20 protein-coding genes are annotated in these 19,788 nt (G+C 39.9%); 10 read left to right on the forward strand and 10 right to left on the reverse strand.

Annotated elements, in window-relative coordinates; genetic code table 11:
* Nucleotides 1-223: 223 nt before the first annotated feature.
* The 4 genes from GTQ43_RS14015 to GTQ43_RS14030 all read left to right on the forward strand — a co-directional run bounded on the left by GTQ43_RS14015 (nucleotide 224) and on the right by GTQ43_RS14030 (nucleotide 5,936).
* Nucleotides 224-1,999, forward strand: coding sequence for a DnaJ domain-containing protein (locus GTQ43_RS14015; RefSeq protein WP_265273207.1), 1,776 nt, complete (start codon nucleotides 224-226; stop codon nucleotides 1,997-1,999).
* A gap of 517 nt (nucleotides 2,000-2,516) precedes the next feature.
* Nucleotides 2,517-3,971: a glycoside hydrolase 100 family protein gene (locus GTQ43_RS14020; RefSeq protein WP_265273764.1), complete on the forward strand. Its 1,455-nt coding sequence runs from the start codon at nucleotides 2,517-2,519 to the stop codon at nucleotides 3,969-3,971.
* An 84-nt stretch (nucleotides 3,972-4,055) separates the two neighbouring features.
* Nucleotides 4,056-5,456 carry a 16S rRNA (cytosine(967)-C(5))-methyltransferase gene (locus GTQ43_RS14025; protein WP_265273208.1) on the forward strand — a complete coding sequence of 467 codons (1,401 nt, stop codon included), beginning with the start codon at nucleotides 4,056-4,058 and terminating at the stop codon, nucleotides 5,454-5,456.
* Nucleotides 5,457-5,513: 57 nt separating this feature from the next.
* Complete coding sequence (locus GTQ43_RS14030; protein ID WP_265273209.1) at nucleotides 5,514-5,936, forward strand: TerB family tellurite resistance protein; 423 nt, start codon at nucleotides 5,514-5,516, stop codon at nucleotides 5,934-5,936.
* Nucleotides 5,937-5,976: 40 nt separating this feature from the next.
* Here GTQ43_RS14030 and psb35 read toward each other — a convergent pair whose 3' ends face one another.
* Together psb35 and GTQ43_RS14040 are read right to left on the reverse strand one after the other, a co-directional pair.
* Nucleotides 5,977-6,204, reverse strand: a complete 228-nt coding sequence (gene psb35 / locus GTQ43_RS14035) for a photosystem II assembly protein Psb35 (protein ID WP_265273210.1) — start codon at nucleotides 6,202-6,204, stop codon at nucleotides 5,977-5,979.
* 185 nt (nucleotides 6,205-6,389) lie between these two features.
* On the reverse strand, nucleotides 6,390-8,774 hold the full coding sequence (locus tag GTQ43_RS14040; protein WP_265273211.1) for a transglycosylase domain-containing protein: 2,385 nt from the start codon (nucleotides 8,772-8,774) through the stop codon (nucleotides 6,390-6,392).
* Nucleotides 8,775-9,045: 271 nt separating this feature from the next.
* Here GTQ43_RS14040 and folK point away from each other — a divergent pair, with 271 nt between their 5' ends.
* From folK to GTQ43_RS14060, 4 genes are all read left to right on the forward strand, one after another.
* Nucleotides 9,046-9,594: a 2-amino-4-hydroxy-6-hydroxymethyldihydropteridine diphosphokinase gene (gene folK / locus GTQ43_RS14045; protein WP_265273212.1), complete on the forward strand. Its 549-nt coding sequence runs from the start codon at nucleotides 9,046-9,048 to the stop codon at nucleotides 9,592-9,594.
* 38 nt (nucleotides 9,595-9,632) lie between these two features.
* The gene (locus GTQ43_RS14050; RefSeq protein WP_265273213.1) at nucleotides 9,633-10,181 is read left to right on the forward strand and encodes an NUDIX hydrolase; all 549 of its coding nucleotides are present in this window, start codon (nucleotides 9,633-9,635) and stop codon (nucleotides 10,179-10,181) included.
* A gap of 35 nt (nucleotides 10,182-10,216) precedes the next feature.
* Entirely contained in the window at nucleotides 10,217-10,453 is a 237-nt protein-coding gene (locus GTQ43_RS14055) for a hypothetical protein (protein WP_265273214.1), read from the forward strand.
* A gap of 160 nt (nucleotides 10,454-10,613) precedes the next feature.
* The gene (locus tag GTQ43_RS14060) at nucleotides 10,614-11,417 is read left to right on the forward strand and encodes a prohibitin family protein (RefSeq protein WP_265273215.1); all 804 of its coding nucleotides are present in this window, start codon (nucleotides 10,614-10,616) and stop codon (nucleotides 11,415-11,417) included.
* Nucleotides 11,418-11,508: 91 nt separating this feature from the next.
* Here GTQ43_RS14060 and GTQ43_RS14065 read toward each other — a convergent pair whose 3' ends face one another.
* A complete protein-coding gene (locus GTQ43_RS14065; protein ID WP_265273216.1) occupies nucleotides 11,509-11,970 on the reverse strand; it encodes a hypothetical protein in 462 nt (153 codons plus the stop codon).
* Nucleotides 11,971-12,532: 562 nt separating this feature from the next.
* Here GTQ43_RS14065 and GTQ43_RS14070 point away from each other — a divergent pair.
* Nucleotides 12,533-12,805, forward strand: coding sequence for a hypothetical protein (locus GTQ43_RS14070; protein WP_265273217.1), 273 nt, complete (start codon nucleotides 12,533-12,535; stop codon nucleotides 12,803-12,805).
* A 68-nt stretch (nucleotides 12,806-12,873) separates the two neighbouring features.
* On the opposite strand, the gene GTQ43_RS14075 is transcribed toward GTQ43_RS14070, so the two are convergent.
* Nucleotides 12,874-13,638, reverse strand: a complete 765-nt coding sequence (locus GTQ43_RS14075) for a phosphatase PAP2 family protein (protein ID WP_265273218.1) — start codon at nucleotides 13,636-13,638, stop codon at nucleotides 12,874-12,876.
* A gap of 36 nt (nucleotides 13,639-13,674) precedes the next feature.
* Nucleotides 13,675-14,919, reverse strand: a complete 1,245-nt coding sequence (locus GTQ43_RS14080) for a hypothetical protein (protein ID WP_265273219.1) — start codon at nucleotides 14,917-14,919, stop codon at nucleotides 13,675-13,677.
* 480 nt (nucleotides 14,920-15,399) lie between these two features.
* Here GTQ43_RS14080 and GTQ43_RS14085 point away from each other — a divergent pair, with 480 nt between their 5' ends.
* Entirely contained in the window at nucleotides 15,400-15,657 is a 258-nt protein-coding gene (locus GTQ43_RS14085) for a hypothetical protein (protein ID WP_265273220.1), read from the forward strand.
* Nucleotides 15,658-15,836: 179 nt separating this feature from the next.
* On the opposite strand, the gene GTQ43_RS14090 is transcribed toward GTQ43_RS14085, so the two are convergent.
* The 5 genes from GTQ43_RS14090 to GTQ43_RS14110 all read right to left on the reverse strand — a co-directional run bounded on the left by GTQ43_RS14090 (nucleotide 15,837) and on the right by GTQ43_RS14110 (nucleotide 19,327).
* Complete coding sequence (locus GTQ43_RS14090) at nucleotides 15,837-16,571, reverse strand: redoxin family protein (protein ID WP_265273221.1); 735 nt, start codon at nucleotides 16,569-16,571, stop codon at nucleotides 15,837-15,839.
* Nucleotides 16,572-16,646: 75 nt separating this feature from the next.
* The gene (locus GTQ43_RS14095) at nucleotides 16,647-17,576 is read right to left on the reverse strand and encodes an alpha/beta fold hydrolase (RefSeq protein ID WP_265273222.1); all 930 of its coding nucleotides are present in this window, start codon (nucleotides 17,574-17,576) and stop codon (nucleotides 16,647-16,649) included.
* Between the two features lie 21 nt (nucleotides 17,577-17,597).
* Nucleotides 17,598-18,419, reverse strand: coding sequence for an SDR family oxidoreductase (locus GTQ43_RS14100; protein WP_265273223.1), 822 nt, complete (start codon nucleotides 18,417-18,419; stop codon nucleotides 17,598-17,600).
* Between the two features lie 136 nt (nucleotides 18,420-18,555).
* On the reverse strand, nucleotides 18,556-19,041 hold the full coding sequence (locus GTQ43_RS14105; RefSeq protein WP_265273224.1) for a glutathione peroxidase: 486 nt from the start codon (nucleotides 19,039-19,041) through the stop codon (nucleotides 18,556-18,558).
* A 145-nt stretch (nucleotides 19,042-19,186) separates the two neighbouring features.
* Nucleotides 19,187-19,327, reverse strand: coding sequence for a hypothetical protein (locus GTQ43_RS14110; RefSeq protein WP_265273225.1), 141 nt, complete (start codon nucleotides 19,325-19,327; stop codon nucleotides 19,187-19,189).
* Nucleotides 19,328-19,788 lie beyond the last annotated feature (461 nt).

A 19,788-nucleotide genomic window follows, 5' to 3' on the forward strand; every position in this document is an offset into this window, starting at 1 on the left:
ATTTATGAAAAAGCTCAAGAAGAAGCTAAATACTGGAAGGATAAAGCTCATATAGCTCTGAAAAATCATGATGATAATCTAGCCCTTGAAGCCATACTCAGTAAAATAGTTCACAGTAAAATTGTACTTACTCTTCAAACTCAGCTTCAGCAGCACGAAGCAACAGTAATTTTACTTGGAAAAAACCTGATTGCTCTAGAAAATTTCAAGAAAACATTAAGCAGTGACACAAAATTCTAAAACAGGTTCAGCATTTATTGCAGGGGGAACCCTAGCAGGTGCTGGTGTTTCCGCAACTGTAGGCGGGATGGGACTAGCGGGCGGATTTGGTGCTGTTGGAATTGGTGCAACTTCAGTAGTTAGTGCTGGCGCTGTGGCTGGTGCAGCTGCTTATGGCGCTTTGAAAGCGATCGCAGATGCATCTCCCTCTGCGATCGGTGCAATGGGAATTGGTGCAGTCGGCGGTACTGGTATTTATAGCGTTGTCGGTGGTGTGGGTTTGATCGCACCTAAAGTAGGGCTAGCATTTGGGATTGGTGCAGTCCCGATGGCAGGAATTGGTGCAGTGGTGGGACTCGCCGCCTATGGTATTGCCAAACTATTAGACGAATCTGAAATTAGCGAAACTCCAGTACAGCTTTTTGCGCGGATGGAAGAGAAAGTTTTGCAGATGGATGCCTATTCCGAAGCAGTGATGGAATTAAAAGCATTTTTATCTGGTGAGGATCTCAACCAAAAATTTGCTGTTTTGGAAGTAGAAGATGAGTTACAGACACTTAAAGCTGAATTAAAGAAAAAATCAGAATTTGTTACCCCTAAACCTTCTCCTCCAAATATTGAACCAGAAATAATATCTCTGAAAACCCAGCTACCTGAAAGCTGGAGATGTGTACGCACACTCAAGGGACACTTAGCGGCAGTTAATGCGATCGCTATCAGTCCTGATGGTACTACTTTGGTTAGTGGCAGTGATGACAGACAAGTTAATCTGTGGAACTTAAAAACAGGAAAATGGCTTTATACCTTCTCTGGACAAGCCGAGGCAGTTTTATCTGTTGCTATTAGCCCTGATGGACAACAAATTGCAAGTGGTAGTGTCGATCGCAAAATCAGCAGTTGGCAGATGGACACAAGAAAATTTCACCGGACATTCTTTTATTTAAATTCTCCCTACAGTCATAATGGCTTTATTAACTCAGTAGCCTACAGTCATGATGGGGCAATTATTGTTAGCGGTAGTGCTGATAAGACTATTAGAATTTGGGGACGCTACACGGGAAATTTAAAACGCACCTTGAATGGACACTCAGATGCAGTTTTGTCTGTCACCATCAGTCCCAATGGTAAAATCCTTGCAAGTGGTGGCGCTGATCAAACTATTAGGCTTTGGGATTTACAAACTTGGGAACAGCGTTATATTCTCACTGAACATTTGGGAGCAGTGAATACAGTTGTTATTAGTCTTAACAGTCAAACTCTTATTAGTGGTAGCACAGACACCACAATAAAACTGTGGAATCTCCAAACTGGAGAATTACTCAATACTCTGGTTGGACACTCAGCTGCGGTTTTGTCTATTGCCATCAGCCCTGATAGAAAAACCCTCGCCAGTGCCAGCAGAGACGGTATTATAAAACTTTGGAACCTCCACACTAGCGAATTACTACAAAGTCTTTCTGGGTGTCATCCCGTTGCTTTCAGTCCTGATGGTAAAACACTGGTAAGTGGTGGTAATGGCGGAAGCGTCAAGGTTTGGAGTCAAGTGCAAAGCTCTGATAAATCTATATTATGTGGGGAATGGTGGGAAGTCTTGGGTGTAAATCAGAGTAATAATGCCAACGTTGTTAAACTTGCCTACCGCCGATTAGCAAGACAATATCATCCTGATGTTAACAGTTCTGCGATCGCAAAAGCTTCAATGCAAGCAATTAATCAAGCTTATAAAGAATTCCAGCAACAGTTAAACCCTCACAAGTATTCAGCAGAGGAAAATATATAGTTCTTCAGAAGCATTGACATATTTACTTTTTAAAGTATTCATCTTGCATATTCTGAAAAAAAGTTATAAATTATTATAATGTAGGGGAATAATCTGACCTCTTAGTGTCAAAAACTAATCCTGCTCAAGTAAATATACTGCAACCAGTTTTAACTTCACACAACCGCTAAACAGCACTGAAGATATATCTTTGTTTGGTAAAGCAAAGATTCTGGACATGAAACAGAACAATAAATAATCTAAAAATATATCTTGTGTGACTGTTTTAAGAATCAGATTACTACTTTTGGTGAATAACAACAATTATAATTCCCCAAAATAGTAATAGATTATAAGCAAATTAACTAGCAATAAAGCTGCATAAATGTCAGCAGATTGATTCGCTGTTAGTTGATTAATTTTCTCTAAATTATATTTGCTATTCAAAGAATCGTTTTTGTTATGCTGAGAATAGCAAAAGTAATAAATGAAGACGCATCTACCACAAATTCACAATCTGAATGGAGTTATTCTGGCGATGCACCTAAACGAATTGGAAACTACTGAAAATTTAAAAGAAGTGGAAGAAGCATGGCGAATACTAGAAAAGTCAATTCTCTACTATCAAGGCCGCCCCGTTGGGACGTTAGCTGCTTATGATGAATCTGTAGAGGCACTCAATTATGACCAGTGCTTTGTTCGGGATTTTGTTTCTTCGGCTCTAATTTTTCTGATCAAAGGTAGAACAGATATTGTTCGTAATTTCTTAGAAGAAACCTTAAAGTTGCAGCCTAAAGAAAAGGCATTAGATGCCTATAAACCAGGACGAGGATTAATACCAGCTAGCTTCAAAGTTGTATCAGACAATGGGCAAGAATACTTAGAAGCAGACTTTGGGGAACACGCGATCGCTAGAGTTACACCTGTAGATTCTTGCCTATGGTGGATTATTTTATTGCGTGCTTATGTAGTCGCCACAGAAGATTTTTCTTTAGCTTATCAACCTGAATTTCAACATGGAATCAGGTTAATTATGGAAATCTGCTTGGCGAATCGTTTTGATATGTACCCAACCCTGTTGGTTCCAGATGGTGCTTGTATGATTGACCGTCGTATGGGCATTTATGGGCATCCTCTAGAACTGCAAGTTCTCTTTTACACGGCATTGCGTGCATCTCGTGAACTGCTAATTTGTCAAGGTAATTATGATATTGTTTCAGCCATTGATAATCGGCTGCCTCTTTTATGTGCTCATATTCGCCAGCATTATTGGATAGATATTAATCGTCTGAATGAAATTTATCGCTTCAAAAGTGAAGAATATGGCAAGGGTGCTGTTAATCTGTTCAACATATATGTAGATTCTGTTCCCTATTATGAATTAGATAAATGGCTGCCAAAAAAAGGTGGTTATTTAGCGGGTAATGTTGGGCCGTCACAGCTAGATACTCGTTTCTTTTCACTCGGAAATTTAATGGCGATTATTTCCGACTTAGCCACAGAAGAACAGTCACAAGCGATTATGACTCTCATTGAAAAACGATGGGATGATTTGGTGGGAGATATGCCAATGAAAATTTGTTTTCCAGCTTTGGAACATGAAGAATACAGAATTGTAACTGGATGTGACCCCAAAAATATCCCCTGGTCTTATCATAATGCTGGTAGTTGGCCAGTTTTAATGTGGATGTTAGCAGCTGCGGCGGTGAAAACTGACAAAATCAGTCTTGCACAAAAGGCTATTGAAACCGCTCAAGGAAGGCTGAGTACAGATGAATGGCCAGAGTATTATGACGGTAAGAAAGGGCGACTGATTGGGAAACAAGCTAGGAAATATCAAACTTGGACAATTACTGGGTTCTTATTGGCAAAAGAACTGATGGCAAACCCCACATATTTACCATTAATCAGCTTCGGTAAATTACCAGCAGAACAGGTTTCTAGGGCATGTGAGTTTGAAATCGCCAGTTTAGAGGGTTATATACCTAGATAGGGAATTGGGAGTTAGGAGAGGAGTTAGGAGTTAGGAGTTGGGAGTTAGAATACAAAAGCCTCCTGACTCCTGATTGATGTTTCCATGACAAACCCCCGTCAACTAGCTTTTATCGCCCTACGAGATGTTCATAAGGGGGCTTATGCTGATGTTGCCCTAGATAGAGTGCTGCAAAAAGTTAATTTGGCTGATTGCGATCGCCGTTTGGTGACAGAATTAATTTATGGCAGCGTCAGAAGGCAGCGCACTCTTGATACTCTCATCGATCAATTTGCCAAAAAGAAATCTCATCAACAACCACAAGACCTTCGCACCATCTTGCATCTAGGTTTCTACCAGTTGCGCTATCAAGAGCGGATTCCCGCTTCGGCTGCTGTTAATACCACCGTCCAACTCGCTAAAGAAAACGGTTTTTCTGGACTTACTGGTTTTGTTAACGGTCTATTACGCCAGTATCTGAGAAAAGTAGGGGGGGATGAGGGAGCAGGGGGAGCAGGGAAAGAAAACACTCCCTCATCTCTTCATAAAGATCCGTTACAACTTCCAGAAAAACCAGTGGAACGCTTAGGTATTTTACACAGCTTTCCTGACTGGATTATTCAAGTTTGGTTAGAACAACTGGGTTTGTCTGAGACAGAACAACTGTGTGAATGGATGAACCAATCACCAACAATTGACTTGCGTATCAACCCTCTTCGCACTTCCATCGAAGAAGTTGAAGCGGCTTTGCAATCTGTTGGTATCTTGGTGAAACGGATTCCTCATTTACCCCAAGCTTTGCGATTTATTGGTAATACTGGGTCAATTCAAAAACTACCTGGTTTTAAAGAGGGTTGGTGGACTATACAAGATAGTAGCGCTCAATTAGTAAGTCATTTGCTTGACCCCCAACCAGGTGAAGTGGTAATTGATGTCTGTGCTGCACCAGGTGGTAAAACAACCCACATTGCTGAATTAATGGCAGATAAGGGAAAAATTTTAGCTTGCGATCGCACTCCTTCTCGTCTTCGCAAACTCCAAGAAAATTCTCAACGCCTAAGTTTACAATCTATTCAAATTTACACTGGCGACAGCCGCCACTTCAACCAATTTCAAAACACCGCACATCGGGTATTACTTGATGCTCCATGTTCTGGCTTGGGAACTATGCACCGTCATGCTGATGCGCGTTGGCGACAGATACCAGACTCTGTCCGGGAACTTTCGGTACTGCAAAAAGAATTATTAACACATACATCTAATTTTGTCAAGCCTGGTGGTGTATTAGTTTATGCCACCTGTACATTGCACCCAGCAGAAAACGAAGAAGTGATTTCGGCATTTTTAGCTGAGTCACCTCATTGGCAAATTGAGTCTCCGAGCAGCATTGAGTTCCCTGATTCTGCATATAGCACGCCTCAAGGTTGGTTTAAAGTCTGGCCCCATCGAGAGGACATGGATGGCTTTTTTATGGTGCGCTTAAGAAAAACCAATAATTCCGAGTGAATACTGTTTGGGATTGTACTATTTGGTGGAGGTCTTAATCTACCAGAGGAGGCAGCAATGGTTAGCCCTTCCCATGTGAAAAACTTAGTTAAAATCCTAATTGGAGCCGCCTGGATTGATGGCAGAATCCAGCCAGAAGAACGGCAATATCTCCGCGAAATAGCTCAAGCAAAAGGTTTAGCTAACGATCCAGAAATTAAGCCTTGGCTGTACGAATTAGTTCCTGTACAGCCAAAAGAGTGTTATGAATGGGTGCGGGAGTATTTAGGCGATCGCCCCAGCCTTGAAGATTGTGAAAATCTGATTGAAGCCATCAGTGGCTTAATTTATAGCGATGGCGAAGTTGCCGTCGAAGAAGCCAGACTGTTGACGGAATTGCAAGATATAGCAAAGTCGAATGACTCAACTCAACCGGCTCACACTGCACTTCTTAAACAAATCCAAAAGCTTTACCGCCGTTGGGTTGAAGTGCAAAACTAATCATAGTCATTAGTCATTGGTCTAATGACTAATGACTAAATTATGACTTTGGTTTACCCACACCCGGAGTTTCTTCTTTGTCAACTTTAGGCACAAAATCAGGACGCTCTTTGCTTTCCCAACCGGCGGGGCGTTTTGAGTTGTACCAAGCTATTGAACCAATGCTTACAGCAGCAATAAAACCAACGACATAAACCAAGGTAAAAGCTAAGGGGAAATGAGGCGCAGCATCTATGGCTGGTGCTGCTGTTTGCATCAATAAATGCATGAGTATACTCTCCAAGGTTAAGTAACAGTACTTAATACACACTATAGAATGAGCGTATCACCTAACATCCCCCTGGAGTTTAGTTTTGAGCAACTTGGTATTGTATTGCAAAAAGCAGAGGCAGGGGGAGTGGGGGAGATGAGAAGGGAAATACCCCATGCCCCATCCCCCATGCCCATTTTTAATTACTGAGGTGGTCTAAGTCTATCCCGCCAAGATGGTTGTGACGATGAAGAATCTGAAGAACCAGAACTATTTGATGGAGAGGAAGATCGCCGAGTTCTTTCAGGCGGGGGAGATGAAGAATCAGATTCTGCTCTTCTAGACCGCCGCCGGGGAGTGGATGATTCTGAGGAAGAGTTGGAACTTGATGCTTCGGTGCGATCGCGCCTTCTTCTTCTTGGGGTATAGTTGCTTGATTGCTGTTCTTCTTCCGAATAGCTTCTCCTACTCCTCCGTCTTCTGGATGAACTACTATCCTCAGAATTAGAATTTCTAGAATTTTCTCCTTCTGAGTCATCATCATCAGAAATAGAACGATTCAGCACTTGTTTGGGTTTGATTGCCTGGGCTTTAATAGTGCCTTTACGACCTTCTAACTTGGGTCGTTTGGGGAATTTTTCTACTGGCATCCCTTCTACCGCTTTTTCCATAAATTCGTGCCAGGTGTAAGCGGCGCTACTACTGCTACCGTCTGTGGGGCGGTTGTCATCGTTACCTAGCCAAACTCCTGCCACCATTTGGGGAATGTAGCCAATAAACCACAAATCGCGGGCCTCGTCAGAGGTACCAGTTTTGCCGGCAACTGGTCTATTATCTAACTGAGCAGCACCACCTGTTCCTGCTTCCACGACGTTGCGTAACATCCAAGTCATGATAGCAGCACTGTCAGCATCAATTGCCCGTTGAGAGGGGAAATTTGCTGACCAAATCACCTTGCCTTGGCGGTTCAGGATACGAGTAATACCATGAGGCTCTGTGTGTAATCCCTGAGTTGCAAAACTGCCATAGGCGCTAGTCAATTCCAGTAGATTCACTTCGTTGGAGCCAAGAGCTAGGGAATAGGTAGGCTTAAGTTCAGATTTTATCCCCATATCATGGGCAAGTTTAATTGTTGGCGTAAATCCCACATCCATCAACACCTTTACCGCAATAATATTGATAGAGCGGGTGAGGGCATCTCTCATGCTCATTGAGCCGTGGAAGTTTTCACCATAATTTTTTGGTTCATAACCATCTACTACCAGGGGTGCATCCTCATAGGTATCGTAGGGGCTTTTGCCGCTTGCGATCGCAGTGGCGTAGACAAACCCTTTAAATGTCGATCCTGGTTGTCTCTGGGCCTGAGTAACTCGATTAAACTGGTTTTTACCAAAGTCTTTTCCCCCAACCATTGCCTTAATTTCACCGTTCCGGGGGTCAATGGCAACCATTGCTGCTTGCTTAAAGTTTTCCCAGCGTCCTTGATTTCGTAGGGTTTTAGCAACCGCTTCTTCTCCCACCTTCTGCCAAGTTGGATTTAGGGTAGTTTCTACTACTAAACCCCCATTTTTTAGCACATTGCTAGAAACATACTTCGGCAATTCCTTTTGGATGTAGCTGGTAAAGTAGGGTGATTCTACTTCCACTCGTTTGGGTAAACTGGTTTTGAGTGTTAATGGCTCTTGAAGAGCGGCTTGTCTTTGCTCTGGTGTAATAACTTCATCCTCTTGCATCCGTAGCAATACCAAGTCCCGCCGCCGTTTTGCCGCTTCGGGATTCTTGTTCGGGGCATATAAACTAGGAGCAGGTGCTAATCCGGCAATTGTTGCCATTTCTCCTAGCGAAAGTTGGTCTGGTGATTTACTAAAGTATACCCAGGCTGCATCTGCTACCCCATAAGCCCCATTTCCCAAATAAACCAGATTCAAGTAACGCTCTAAAATCTGATCTTTGGTTAATTCTTGCTCCATTTTTTGGGCAAGGCGGACTTCTTTGAGTTTGCGCCAGATTGTCTGTTCTTGTTTTAGAAAGAGAATCCGGGTTAGCTGTTGGGTGATAGTGCTACCACCTTCTACCACACCTTGCGATCGCAAATTATTGAAACCTGCTCTCACAATCCCTTGGGGGTCAAATCCGTTGTGTTGCTTAAATCTTCTATCTTCTGAGGCAATGAAAGCTTTTTTTAAATTATCTGGTATTTGTTCTAGCTTTAGCTGTTCTCTAGTTGCTTCACCTTGTTGTTGTAATACAGTGCCATCGGCGGCTTTAATGGTCAGTGTTTGCTCTCTGAGAACAGCATTCAACTCCGCCTTATCTGGTAAAGTCCGATCTATTAAACTCACCCCGTAGATGAAGGCAACTATCCCACCACCTACACCCAAACCTGCCCAAAACCATAAGCGACGATAAAGTGGTTTCTTGCCAATTGCCTGATTGGTCTTCATCCTAGATGGTAAAATTTTCATTTTGCTCAGTAACTGCCTCGTCTGCGCCAGATGTGCTGGTGGTAAGCTCTCATTCGTTCCTCCTTGTCCAGAGTCACTTAAATTAGTTGGTCTTCGCTTGAACCAGGAGGTAAGCTTCCCCACGTCAGTTCCTCGCTCAAAGTAGTAAATATCTAACCACCATCAATCAGCTTTGGGGTCATGACACCACCTTTGTGTTAGTATATTACCCTATAAATAATTAACTAAATTCACCATAAAATAATGTTTTTTAGATTTAGTTAATTTAAGTTTTGTAAAAATGTTGCAGTTTTGCTAATGATTCAGATATACAGAGCTACTAGCATTTTCTGTAACAGATGCACCAAAGTCTTCACAAATACAGTCCGAAAACAACTTACTTAAGGAGAGTGCGATGCCTGGGTTGGAATATCCCGACACCAAGCCCAGAAGAAGCGCCGTTGCTCTTGGTGGTAATATCGGCGATTCGCAGACAATTTTAGAAACAGCTATCAAAACTTTAGCCCAAACGCCAGGTATTCTATTAGAAGCCAAATCCAGTTGGTATCAAACCAAAGCCGTAGGGCCAGAGCAGCCAGATTACCTAAACGGCTGCGTCACATTGCAGGTAGAAATGCTACCCCAACAGTTATTAGAAATTTTGTTGGGAATTGAACAACAATTTGGGCGTGTGCGTCAGGAACGCTGGGGGCCACGAACTCTGGATTTGGATTTGTTATTATATGATGACTTAATAGTAAATACACCAAATCTCCAGATTCCCCATCCACGAATGCGGGATCGAGCCTTTGTGTTAGTACCACTGGCAGAAATTGCCCCAGATTGGATAGAACCAGTATCGGGTTGTGTTATTAAAGAACTGCTGAAAGAGGTAAACTGCTCTGATGTACGTTTAATTGATGGGCAATTAAAATTACCATCTTTAAATACAGAAGAAGGCTGATATCACCTCTGTCCTTAAACAGATAATCAGATTTTACTATGCCATTAGGTAGAGAATTACCACAACTGCTAAAACAACGCTTGTTTTATAAAGGACGTAAGTTTGATTTTGAAGTCAATCGCTTGCGTTTGCCTAATAAAGCAGAAGGAGAATGGGAATGTATTCGTCACCCTGGTGGTGCGCTAGCTGTACCAGTAACTCCAGAGGGCAAACTTGTACTGGTGCGCCAGTATCGTTTTGCAATTCAGGGACGGATATTAGAGTTTCCAGCAGGAACTGTGGAAGCAAATGAAGAACCTTTAGAGACAATCCAGCGTGAAATCGAAGAAGAAACTGGCTATAGTGCCAAAAAATGGGACAAATTAGGCGAATTTTTCTTAGCACCTGGTTATTCTGATGAAATTATCTATGCTTTTCTGGCGCGAGATTTGGAAAAGCTAGAGACACCACCAGCACAAGATGGAGACGAAGATATCGAAACTGTATTTTTGACTCCCGAAGAATTAGAAAAAGCGATTCTGGAGGGAGAATCGGTAGATGCTAAATCAGTTTCTAGCTTTTTTCTGGCGCGTCCATTTTTAGTTTAATGCCCGCAATCACTGCGGTAATACGAAATGACAGTATGAGCGAACTTTTACAAGATTGTATCGCTTTTACTGGAGATGTGGATACAGTAGCTGCGATGTTTACGACGGGCTACGACTATGCTCTGGCTGCTGGTTCTTGTAGCGAAGAAATTACACAAGACATTCCCAATCATCTTGTTACAGGCTTAGAGAATGGAACTTACGGTAGAGATTATCTCATCGACTTGGATAAGCAGCTGATGAGTTTGGTGGGCAAAAATATCAGCTATTAGAAACTTAGCGCTTCTCCTTTGAATGAGAAGCGCTATTTGTTACCTTGGCTAGAGTGACAGGAAAATTGACTTAGAGCCAAAGTTATAAGAGTATGACGGGAAGAAGCGCACAACTCCTAAATATGTGTCTCCATGCAAGACACATATATGTTTCATAGAGATGAAAAAAAATACAACTTTTAACAGTGCAGGTAAACTGACTGCTTTTTTGTTCCTGATAACCCTCTTGCTTACGCCTTGCGTGATTGTCAATGCGGGCGAGCGGGGTGTATTGATGAAATTTGGCGAAGTACAAAACCAAATATTCGGAGAAGGACTTCACTTAATTATTCCTGTCGTCAATACTGTGAAAAAGTTGAGTATTCGAGTCCAAAAACAGGAAATTTCGGCTGAGGCTTCTTCCAAAGATTTACAAAATGTTTTCGCCGATGTCGCTCTCAATTGGCATATTATTCCCCTGGAAGTAAATGCTATTTTTCAAGAAATTGGAGATGAACAAGCTGTAGTTACGCGGATTATTAACCCAGCAGTTGAAGAAGTCCTAAAAGCAATAATGGCCAAGTATACTGCTGAAGAAATTATTACTAAACGAGGAGAAGTCAAAGGTGGAGTAGATGATGCATTGTCTACACGACTGGGTAGCTATCACGTTGCAGTTGATGATATTTCTCTAGTTCACGTCCATTTTTCCGAGCGATTTGATGAGGCGGTAGAGGCGAAGCAGATTGCTGAACAAGAAGCGAAACGAGCCGAGTTTATCGCACTGAAAGCAACAAGACAGGCTGAAGCAAAAGTTAATTTAGCCAAAGGAGAAGCTGAGGCACATAGATTATTACGTGATGGTTTAACTCCAGAAATACTGCAAAGACAAGCGATAGAAAAATGGAATGGTAAGTTGCCATTAATTGTAAGTAAGGAAGCTCCAAAATTGTTGAATTTAAGTGAATTTTTAAAATTCGATTAATTCAAGATTTGCTCCCACAAAAAATCTCAGATTCCCTACTTATTAAAGAAGTAGGGAATCTGGTTGTTCTGTAAAAATGCGATCGACTAAATTAACCGTTGGCGAATAAAATAGGAGAATCGAGAATCTTCAACTGGATTAAGAGCATAATCAACAAGGTATAAGCTGTTGAAGAAATTAAACCTGTTAATAATTCTTTTTTGAGGTTATGCTCTTGAGGTTCTTTTTGGAAAATATCTTTAGAACCGAATTGCATCAAGAGAATTCCAACAATATTAGAGAGCCAATATCCTATAATTGAACAAGGTAGAAGTAATTTTGGGGAAAGTAAACTACATGCATACCCAAAACCATAAGCTATTGGCAGATTGAATAGTAAGTCATTCCACCAACATAGTGGTGACAATAAATATCCCAGTACCAAAAAAAATCCACCTCTAAGTTTTTTGAAAATGTCTTTTTTGAACTCTTTTGGAGTAGACTGTTGTAAGTCCTCTAGGAGTGTTTCTCCTGTTACATTTAACTCTTGAGTCACGTTTTGGAAGCTTTCCATAAAAACCCACTATATCCTATCGATTTAGTGTATTTTAATATATAAACTAAATTAAAGTCTAGTAAATGAGTAAGAATACTTTAGCTTTTTAATGTTTCAGCAAAATAATAATATATGTCTATAGACTGATGCAAAACTATAGTTTGTAGGATATGCCGATGAATTTATCCTACGTGAATAAAGCGCAAAGCACATACAATTGGTATCAGATCCAACTTATAGCTATTCTCAGGTAAAAAGACTACGCTGTAGGGAATATTGCTGTGCCCTTACGAAAGATGTACTTCAAATAGATGAAAGCTGCTGTAACAACAAATAATTTCTACCCGAAGTGCATCAATAATTTGGCTGCTTGCAGAATCTTAGTTTTTTCTTCAGTCTTTGAGCGAAATAGAACGATTTATATACAGTTGACACAATCAACGCAATTTCTCGCTTACTAGCTTTAAAAATCAGAATATATCTTTTTTAAATTATAGCATAAGATAAGATCCAACATCCAGAGCAGAAATTTAGACTAATAATAGCTACAATAAAAATATTGAGACATCTTAATAGGGAAATGACAGATATAACTTCCAACAACACATTTTTAATTACAGGAATTGTTTTTATAACGATTGCTGTTATTGGGCAATCTAAATTAGCCTTTATTGAAATTAATCCCGGTTGTCTTGGGAGATTATTAGCTCTATTTATTGGTATGTCGAGCCTATTGTATGCTTTAGGATTGCTCAATTTTTCAGTCGAAACCCTTGATTTATTAAAAACTTCTCTGACAGAACCAATAAGACAGCTTATAAGTTCAATTAATGACCTTTTGCAAGGATCGTAATCGGTCTAAAAAACTGATTTTTACATTCATCTCAACACTTTTAAAACAACTTATAAACGGACATAATATTACTCCTCAATCAACTTTCTTTCTTCAGGGAGTAAGCTAGTTTCATCCTTGGGGCGTTCACTATCAACAGATTTAGCTTTGGTTGTATGGGGTTTGATAATTAGACTGACACCAATTGTCCAACCTAATGCAACCATCCAACCCGCGAGGATGTCACTGGGAAAATGTACCCCCAGATAGAGACGACACCAGGCAATAGCTATTATGTATAAGCTACCGAAGGTGAGAACCAACCAGCGCCAGGAATTAGCCCAAGTTAAGAAGAGCAAAATTGCTACCAGAGTTATACTCGTCATGGCATGAGCGCTGGGAAATGCAAAACTTGATTCAGGTGCAATGGACTGCCACAATTGGGGACGGACTCGATGCATTAATTCCTTGGCAATGCGGTTGATGATGATACTTCCCAGTGAGGCGGTGAGTAAATAAGCTAGCGATCGCCAGCGTTTTTGATATAGTAATATGATTGCGATCGCACCTAAAATCGGTATCGCAGTCCAAGGCAACCCAATTTTAGCCAGCGTCACTGCTAAAACATCTAACTGGGGGTTGGCTGTAGAATGAACTGCTAACAGAATCTGTACATCCCACGGGAAGCCAGCTTGATTTTCCCATATGTTCACTGTGAGAATTTCAAAGACCTGCAAAGGTAAGTATACTCCGATTAACAGGAGCAAGAGCGATCGCCAACGAGCAATCAACAGGTTTTTGAGAAAAGCAAGCGGTGACTGACTCTCTTTATTAGCTGTTTCTACTTTTTCCATATCTAAGCTCAAAATACTGATTAACTACTTCACTGATTACAAATTACTGGAATTTTGAGAAGTTCCACAATGTTTACAGTACGATAAATGTTTATAAGTAAGATTATGACAGTTTTGGCATTCAATGTACTGATAATAACCGCAGTGGGGACAGTAAGTATCAAGCTGTCGAATTTTCTTAGCGCAATTTACACAGCGTGATTTTTGAACTCTGCTAGCTGCCTGGACTTTAGCATTAAAGACAAATTTTTGAAAAAACTGGATAATTACAAAACCAATAATTGGAATCAGCAAGATATAAACATAATTTATTAGGAAAAGCAAACCACCCAAAAGGGCGCTAATGATTTCAAAAATAAATTTAAATATTGCACCTATTTGAAGAAACTCAAATATTTTAACAATTAAGGGAATAAAAAAGATAACTAGCAAATGCCAGCTAATTAGCGAGATGAGTCCATATCCTCTTCTTTGAGCAAATTTGTGAACTGATAAAGCAATGAGAATCAAAGGGAGAAGAAAGAGGGACTGAAAAGCAAGCTGGATACTTGGATACCAAAATGATGCCTTCTGATAGCCTTTGTCAAGTTCCTTAAACTGATTTTCATTTTTTAAAAAAGCTATAAAACTAATGCTTTCCGGTTTTGCCAGCAGTTCATTTTTCAGAGTAGAACTTTCTTGCTTCAGGGTAGAAATTTGGCGATTATTTTGTTCTAAGACCTGTTTAGCTTTTTCAGCCCCCACTTGATTAATTGATTGTTCGCGACCCTGACCTGCAATTTTTTCTAATAGTGTTGAATCATATTGAGATTTAATAGTATTATTGGCTTGAACAAGCATGCTGATTTTAGCTTGTTTTTGATCGATAGTTTTAATAATTTGCTGCTTTTCAGGATTGTTAACTTTATCTTTATAGTTGGCATATTGCAAGCAAGTTTTAGAAACCTTACCCAGATGTCCTACTTCGGCTCTTTGATAGTTTTGTTGAAAACTAAGTTGATTGTTTGAGTTATAATATGGCGATGAAAGTCTGACAATTTCATAGTCTTTATCTGGAGCGGTTTTAGTCCGATAATTTTGCCACTCTGAATAACATGGATAAGTTTCAGTCGGACTGATATGCCAGCGACTAATATCATCAAGTCCTGTAAAAACATTAATTAAGATAAAAATATCAATTAAAATAATGACAATCAAACTTACTTTATTTAGTGGTTCGTTATTGATTGTCCTTGATTGATTAAAAAATCGACTCGAAATTCGGCGAATTCCAGCAAACATATTATATTTTGAATAAATGGAAATTCAATCAGAGTTAATTTTATATGATAATTAGTAAGTGACTCCACAAAAATCCATGTATTCATCTAAAGATTTATTAATTGCTGATTTGAAACTTGATATAAGTAAGTAAGTGCAAATCATTAGACATAGGAGTGAAAAAGAATGTAGAGACGCGATATATCGCGTCTCTACAAGGGTTTTGCATAACGCATATTTAATTTCTGGAGATGTCTATTAGAAAGAAAAGATTTAATTCAATTCTGCAATTTAGATATTTTTCAGCTTACAGCAGTTTTCATGTATTTGAACCACATCGGTCGTAGGGGCAATTCATGAATTGTCCCTACAGTATGGTCTATTTACCTGAAAATAGCTGTAATCACAAAAAGATCCAAAAAATCACTGAGGCTACATAAGTAAAGTTTTTACACAATATAAGATGACAACTACTTAATCTCAATAAGTATGGGATTGATTGTGGTGCTTCTGATTGTCGGCTTATCACTTGTCTTTATTAAACTGTGGTCATCTCAACCACGGGGCAAAGTTTCTCAGCCATACTTCAGTGACCCGAAAAATAGAAAATTGCAAAAACGTTTACTGACTTTACTTAACGGTGATGCGACAACAGCCGAACGACTACTCAAACAGCAGCGCCAGAGACACCGGGGTGAATCGGATAAATGGTATTTGGAAAAAGTGATTTATGACTTGGAACGCGATCGCCGTTACTAAGTAAATCAGTACAAATAAACCTAACTATGTAACAGAATATAAAAACTACAAGACCTTTGCAATTGCTTCATTCCACTTCGTTAAATTCGCAATGACATACATTGAAATTTTCACGCCGACTTACTTAAACCTCAGAGAATACGCTGTTGGGACGCACATCTGTGCGCCCCTAGTGAAACCTATTTAGTTGCGAAGTAGGCTTCTAGAGCTTCAGAACCACCAATTAATTTACCATCGATAAATACTTGAGGAACTGTTGTCGCCCCTGTAACTGCTTGTAACGAGCGGGTGGTGACATCCTTGCCCAAGGTAATTTCTTCGTAGTTAATGCCATGTTCCTTGAGCATCGCCTTAGCACGGGCGCAGAAGGGACAACCGACCTTGGCAAACAAAGAAACTAATTCAGGCTTCACGGCTTGGGGGTTGATGTATCTCAGCATTGTCTCAGCATCCGATACTTTAAAAGGATCTCCTGGCTCGTCTGGTTCAATAAACATTTGGTTAATTACACCATCTCTTACCAGCATCGAATAGCGCCACGATCGCTTGCCAAAACCCAAGTCTGATTTATCTACCAGCATACCCATGCCTTCAGTAAATTCACCATTACCATCGGGAATTAGTGTAACATTTTCTGCTTCTTGATCCTTTGCCCATTCGTTCATGACAAAGGCATCATTGACAGAAATACAGATAATCTTATCAACACCATTTTCTTTCAGAACCCCAGCCAACTCGTTATAGCCAGGGAGATGAGTTGATGAACAAGTCGGAGTATAAGCACCTGGTAAGGAGAAGACAACCACTGTTTTATCAGCAAACAATTCATCGGTTGTCACATCTACCCACTGATTATCCTGGCGAGTATGAAAAGTGACATTGGGAACTCTTTGTCCTCGGCGATTGTCGAACATGATTTTCTTCCTGAAGTAATCAATTCCAGTCATAACCTAACATGAGAGGACTGGTACAATGTAACTATCAATCAGCTAAGAAACTTCATTAATGAATGGAGCGATCGCTGCGACAAATTCAGCAGTTGACTCATAAGGTAAAACATTACGTCCATTTATTTTTATACCTCGACTTTGAGGCAAACAGGCGAGGTATTCAGCCAAGCACTTATCTGGCATTTCTTTTTTACTTTTTTGGCTAATACTCGATGCAGTTTCCCCCATAACCGCTAATGTTGGTTGCCCAATAGAGGCAATAGAGCTAGTATAATCTTGCCGCCAAAACCCTGCTAAAAAAGAAAACACTGCATGACGACTAGCGAGATTTTCTGCCCCTGCAACCAATGTATTTAACCACTCTGTATCCACAGCATTCTCAGAAGCAAAGAGTTGGCGAGTCGAGAAAGAACGTAAAAATTTTGGGGTGCGTGCATAGCGATAAAAAGCACTCCCAAAAGGTGAATCTAAGATATTCCAAAGGAATTTTTGCTGCCATTCTGGTGGTTTATTTGTCATTAAAGCCCACGATGGAGGCCCTGAGAGGACAAGTCTGGAGATTAAGCTTGATTCCTTTTGGACTAATGCGATCGCAACTGGTAATAAAGCACCTTGTACTACTACAATGACAGGTTTCTGCACTACTGTTTGTAAAAAGTACTGTAACTGTTCTGCCCAATCACTAGGAGTATAAGCCAGATGGGGCATATCACTCTCGCCACATCCTAGTAAATCAGGGTTGTAAATCAAATTACGCTGACCTAAATTATTCCATTCACGACCAAATCGTTGCCAAAATTGCCGCGACAATCCCACACCAATAGGATGAATTAACAGTAAGGGAATACCCTGAGATGTTGTGTTAGTTGGTTGAAGAACTTCGTAGGCACAACGATAATTCTGCCAAGTGTAAAACTGGCTAGGATTTGCTGTCAAGTTGGTTGTATTAGTTACAGCAGATGGTTGCATAATTCCTAGTTTTAATACTTGCTAAAAAAGCATCTGTGGATGAATTAATTGGTATCCAGCCTCTTTCAGCTTTTCATTCGATACCCAAGCATTATAGGGGCGAGTACTCTTAATAGAAGTATCCCATATAACTTTGGGTAAATTATGTTTTTCAAATAGACTATCTAGCAAGTCTCGGCTGGTGAGATGTGCATCATCTACTAGATTATAAATCCCTTGCAAACGACGGTGACGAGCAAATTCTATCGCACCAACAATATCGTCTAGGTGAATCCAATTGGTGATATCCTCACCACCAGGACGGGTTGTACCAGAATATTTACCAAATATTTTTAATAGTTCCCGATTGGGGCCATAAATTCCTCCTAAACGGAAGATACAAACGCGGAGGTTTTCGCTAGATGCTGATAGCAAAATATCTTCTGTTTTTCGGAGAATCTGAGCATTTAAATTAGCAGGTGCAAGGGGTGTTTCTTCATCTACCCATACACCATTTCTGTCACCATAGACTGCATAACTTCCTGTGTATATTAATTGTTTCACACTCGGAATCTGCTGCAAAGATGAAACTAAATTTTGGGCAGTTTGGAGATAAGTTTCTTCATAAACTTCCGCACTTTTTGCACCAACACTCAAAAGGATAACATCTTGATTGTGCAAAACTGATTTTAGACTATCTAGCTCGTTCCCTCTGGTAACGACAACTCTTTGTGATACTGATTGGAGTGCAGGGACACGCTCAGAGGAAGTTGTGGTTACACTGACAACAAAATTCATTTTTTGCTGCCAATATTGAGCAACTTGATAACCAACATAACCACAACCAATTATTGCAACGTTCATGACAAATTAAATACAAATAAATTAAACTACTAATTGAGATAATATTCTCAATTAAAGGACTGGACGTAAATAAATTTAATAGCCCAGAGCCAAAAATCAATCCTAATAGTACAACCTAATGACTAATGACTAATGACTATTTGGCTAGTTCTTTGTCAATTATGGCAATTATTTCTGGTGAATTTGGCTGGACACTACTATTAAATCTAGCTACTACTTCACCTTGTTTATTAACTAAAAATTTTTCAAAGTTCCAAGCAACCGTTCCTTTTGGCTCAACGGCTTTGGTAAGTCGCTCATAAAGTGGATGCTGCTGCGAGCCTTTGGCATGGACTTTATCGAATAGTTCAAAGGTGACACCATATTTACTCGTGCAGAATTGCACAATTTCTTCATTACTTCCTGGTTCTTGCGCTCCAAAATCGTTACAGGGAAACCCCAAAATACTTAATCCGGCTTCGCCATACTTCTGGTTCAACTTTTCTAGCCCCTCATATTGAGAAGTATAACCGCAGTAGGAAGCAACATTCACAATTAACAGTACCTTCCCGGTGTAGTCGCTTAATTGCTTATCCTCACCGTTGATGGTCTTGACAGCGATATCCGAAATTGTATTACTCATCTTAAATCTGATTTATAGGGAATATTGCCAAGTCTCCCATATTACAGGTACTCTAAACCCGGTTTTTTAAGGAAATTAGTCTTGTCTACCACTACGATTCTGTTTAGCTCACGTGAGACGATAGATGGGGAGTAGTGTAGTTCAATTACTTGAAGAGTGCTGTAAGATAGCGATCGCCTGTGAGTTTACCCTTACAACCAAAAATAACTGCTATCTCAGGATATATTTGGGAAATATGCGTTATTTTTAATACATTCTCTTGTTGCAGAGATAAATGATTAATCATATTGACTCCACTGTTGAGTTTATCTCTATATATCAACAAGGTTAGATAGTGCAGACTAGGAGCAATTTATCAGTTATTTTACCGGATGGTAGTTTTTGGATTACAGCCAGTTATCGGTTTAAAGGATAATTACTGTTCTTCGAGGTAGCTTTTAAAGTAACAAATAATTAAGTTATTGTATAAAAAATTAACATATCTCTTAATTATCCCATTCTGATATCGGAAAATACTTACCTATAAAGGATATAGTTGCTTTATTTATTGTATCGGAATTTATTGCCATCGCAGAAGCAAAAAAATAGTATTAGTTGATACAGTTTTTTGCTTTGAGTAAATAGACAATCAATCAAATTTATCCGTTTAGGCATAAATTTACCAACGGCGAAACAAAAAGTAGTCTGATAATTTCTGTGAAAGAATGTTTTTGTTTTTGTTTTTCTTTAATCAGAGTTTTTGATCTG

Origin of the sequence: Nostoc sp. KVJ3 (assembly GCF_026127265.1) — a bacterium.
Taxonomy (GTDB): Bacteria; Cyanobacteriota; Cyanobacteriia; order Cyanobacteriales; family Nostocaceae; genus Nostoc.

Excerpts from the sequence above, each read along its gene's own strand:
- GTQ43_RS14075 (WP_265273218.1), bottom strand. The coding sequence starts at position 13,638 with ATGGAAAAAGTAGAAACAGCTAATAAAGAGAGTCAGTCACCGCTTGCT.
- psb35 (WP_265273210.1), bottom strand. The coding sequence starts at position 6,204 with ATGCATTTATTGATGCAAACAGCAGCACCAGCCATAGATGCTGCGCCT.
- GTQ43_RS14020 (WP_265273764.1), top strand. The coding sequence starts at position 2,517 with ATGCACCTAAACGAATTGGAAACTACTGAAAATTTAAAAGAAGTGGAA.
- GTQ43_RS14095 (WP_265273222.1), bottom strand. The coding sequence starts at position 17,576 with ATGCAACCATCTGCTGTAACTAATACAACCAACTTGACAGCAAATCCT.
- GTQ43_RS14050 (WP_265273213.1), top strand. The coding sequence starts at position 9,633 with ATGCCATTAGGTAGAGAATTACCACAACTGCTAAAACAACGCTTGTTT.
- GTQ43_RS14080 (WP_265273219.1), bottom strand. The coding sequence starts at position 14,919 with ATGTTTGCTGGAATTCGCCGAATTTCGAGTCGATTTTTTAATCAATCA.
- GTQ43_RS14070 (WP_265273217.1), top strand. The coding sequence starts at position 12,533 with ATGACAGATATAACTTCCAACAACACATTTTTAATTACAGGAATTGTT.
- folK (WP_265273212.1), top strand. The coding sequence starts at position 9,046 with ATGCCTGGGTTGGAATATCCCGACACCAAGCCCAGAAGAAGCGCCGTT.
- GTQ43_RS14060 (WP_265273215.1), top strand. The coding sequence starts at position 10,614 with ATGAAAAAAAATACAACTTTTAACAGTGCAGGTAAACTGACTGCTTTT.
- GTQ43_RS14090 (WP_265273221.1), bottom strand. The coding sequence starts at position 16,571 with ATGTTCGACAATCGCCGAGGACAAAGAGTTCCCAATGTCACTTTTCAT.
- GTQ43_RS14100 (WP_265273223.1), bottom strand. The coding sequence starts at position 18,419 with ATGAACGTTGCAATAATTGGTTGTGGTTATGTTGGTTATCAAGTTGCT.
- GTQ43_RS14065 (WP_265273216.1), bottom strand. The coding sequence starts at position 11,970 with ATGGAAAGCTTCCAAAACGTGACTCAAGAGTTAAATGTAACAGGAGAA.
- GTQ43_RS14025 (WP_265273208.1), top strand. The coding sequence starts at position 4,056 with ATGACAAACCCCCGTCAACTAGCTTTTATCGCCCTACGAGATGTTCAT.
- GTQ43_RS14110 (WP_265273225.1), bottom strand. The coding sequence starts at position 19,327 with ATGATTAATCATTTATCTCTGCAACAAGAGAATGTATTAAAAATAACG.
- GTQ43_RS14030 (WP_265273209.1), top strand. The coding sequence starts at position 5,514 with ATGGTTAGCCCTTCCCATGTGAAAAACTTAGTTAAAATCCTAATTGGA.
- GTQ43_RS14105 (WP_265273224.1), bottom strand. The coding sequence starts at position 19,041 with ATGAGTAATACAATTTCGGATATCGCTGTCAAGACCATCAACGGTGAG.
- GTQ43_RS14055 (WP_265273214.1), top strand. The coding sequence starts at position 10,217 with ATGAGCGAACTTTTACAAGATTGTATCGCTTTTACTGGAGATGTGGAT.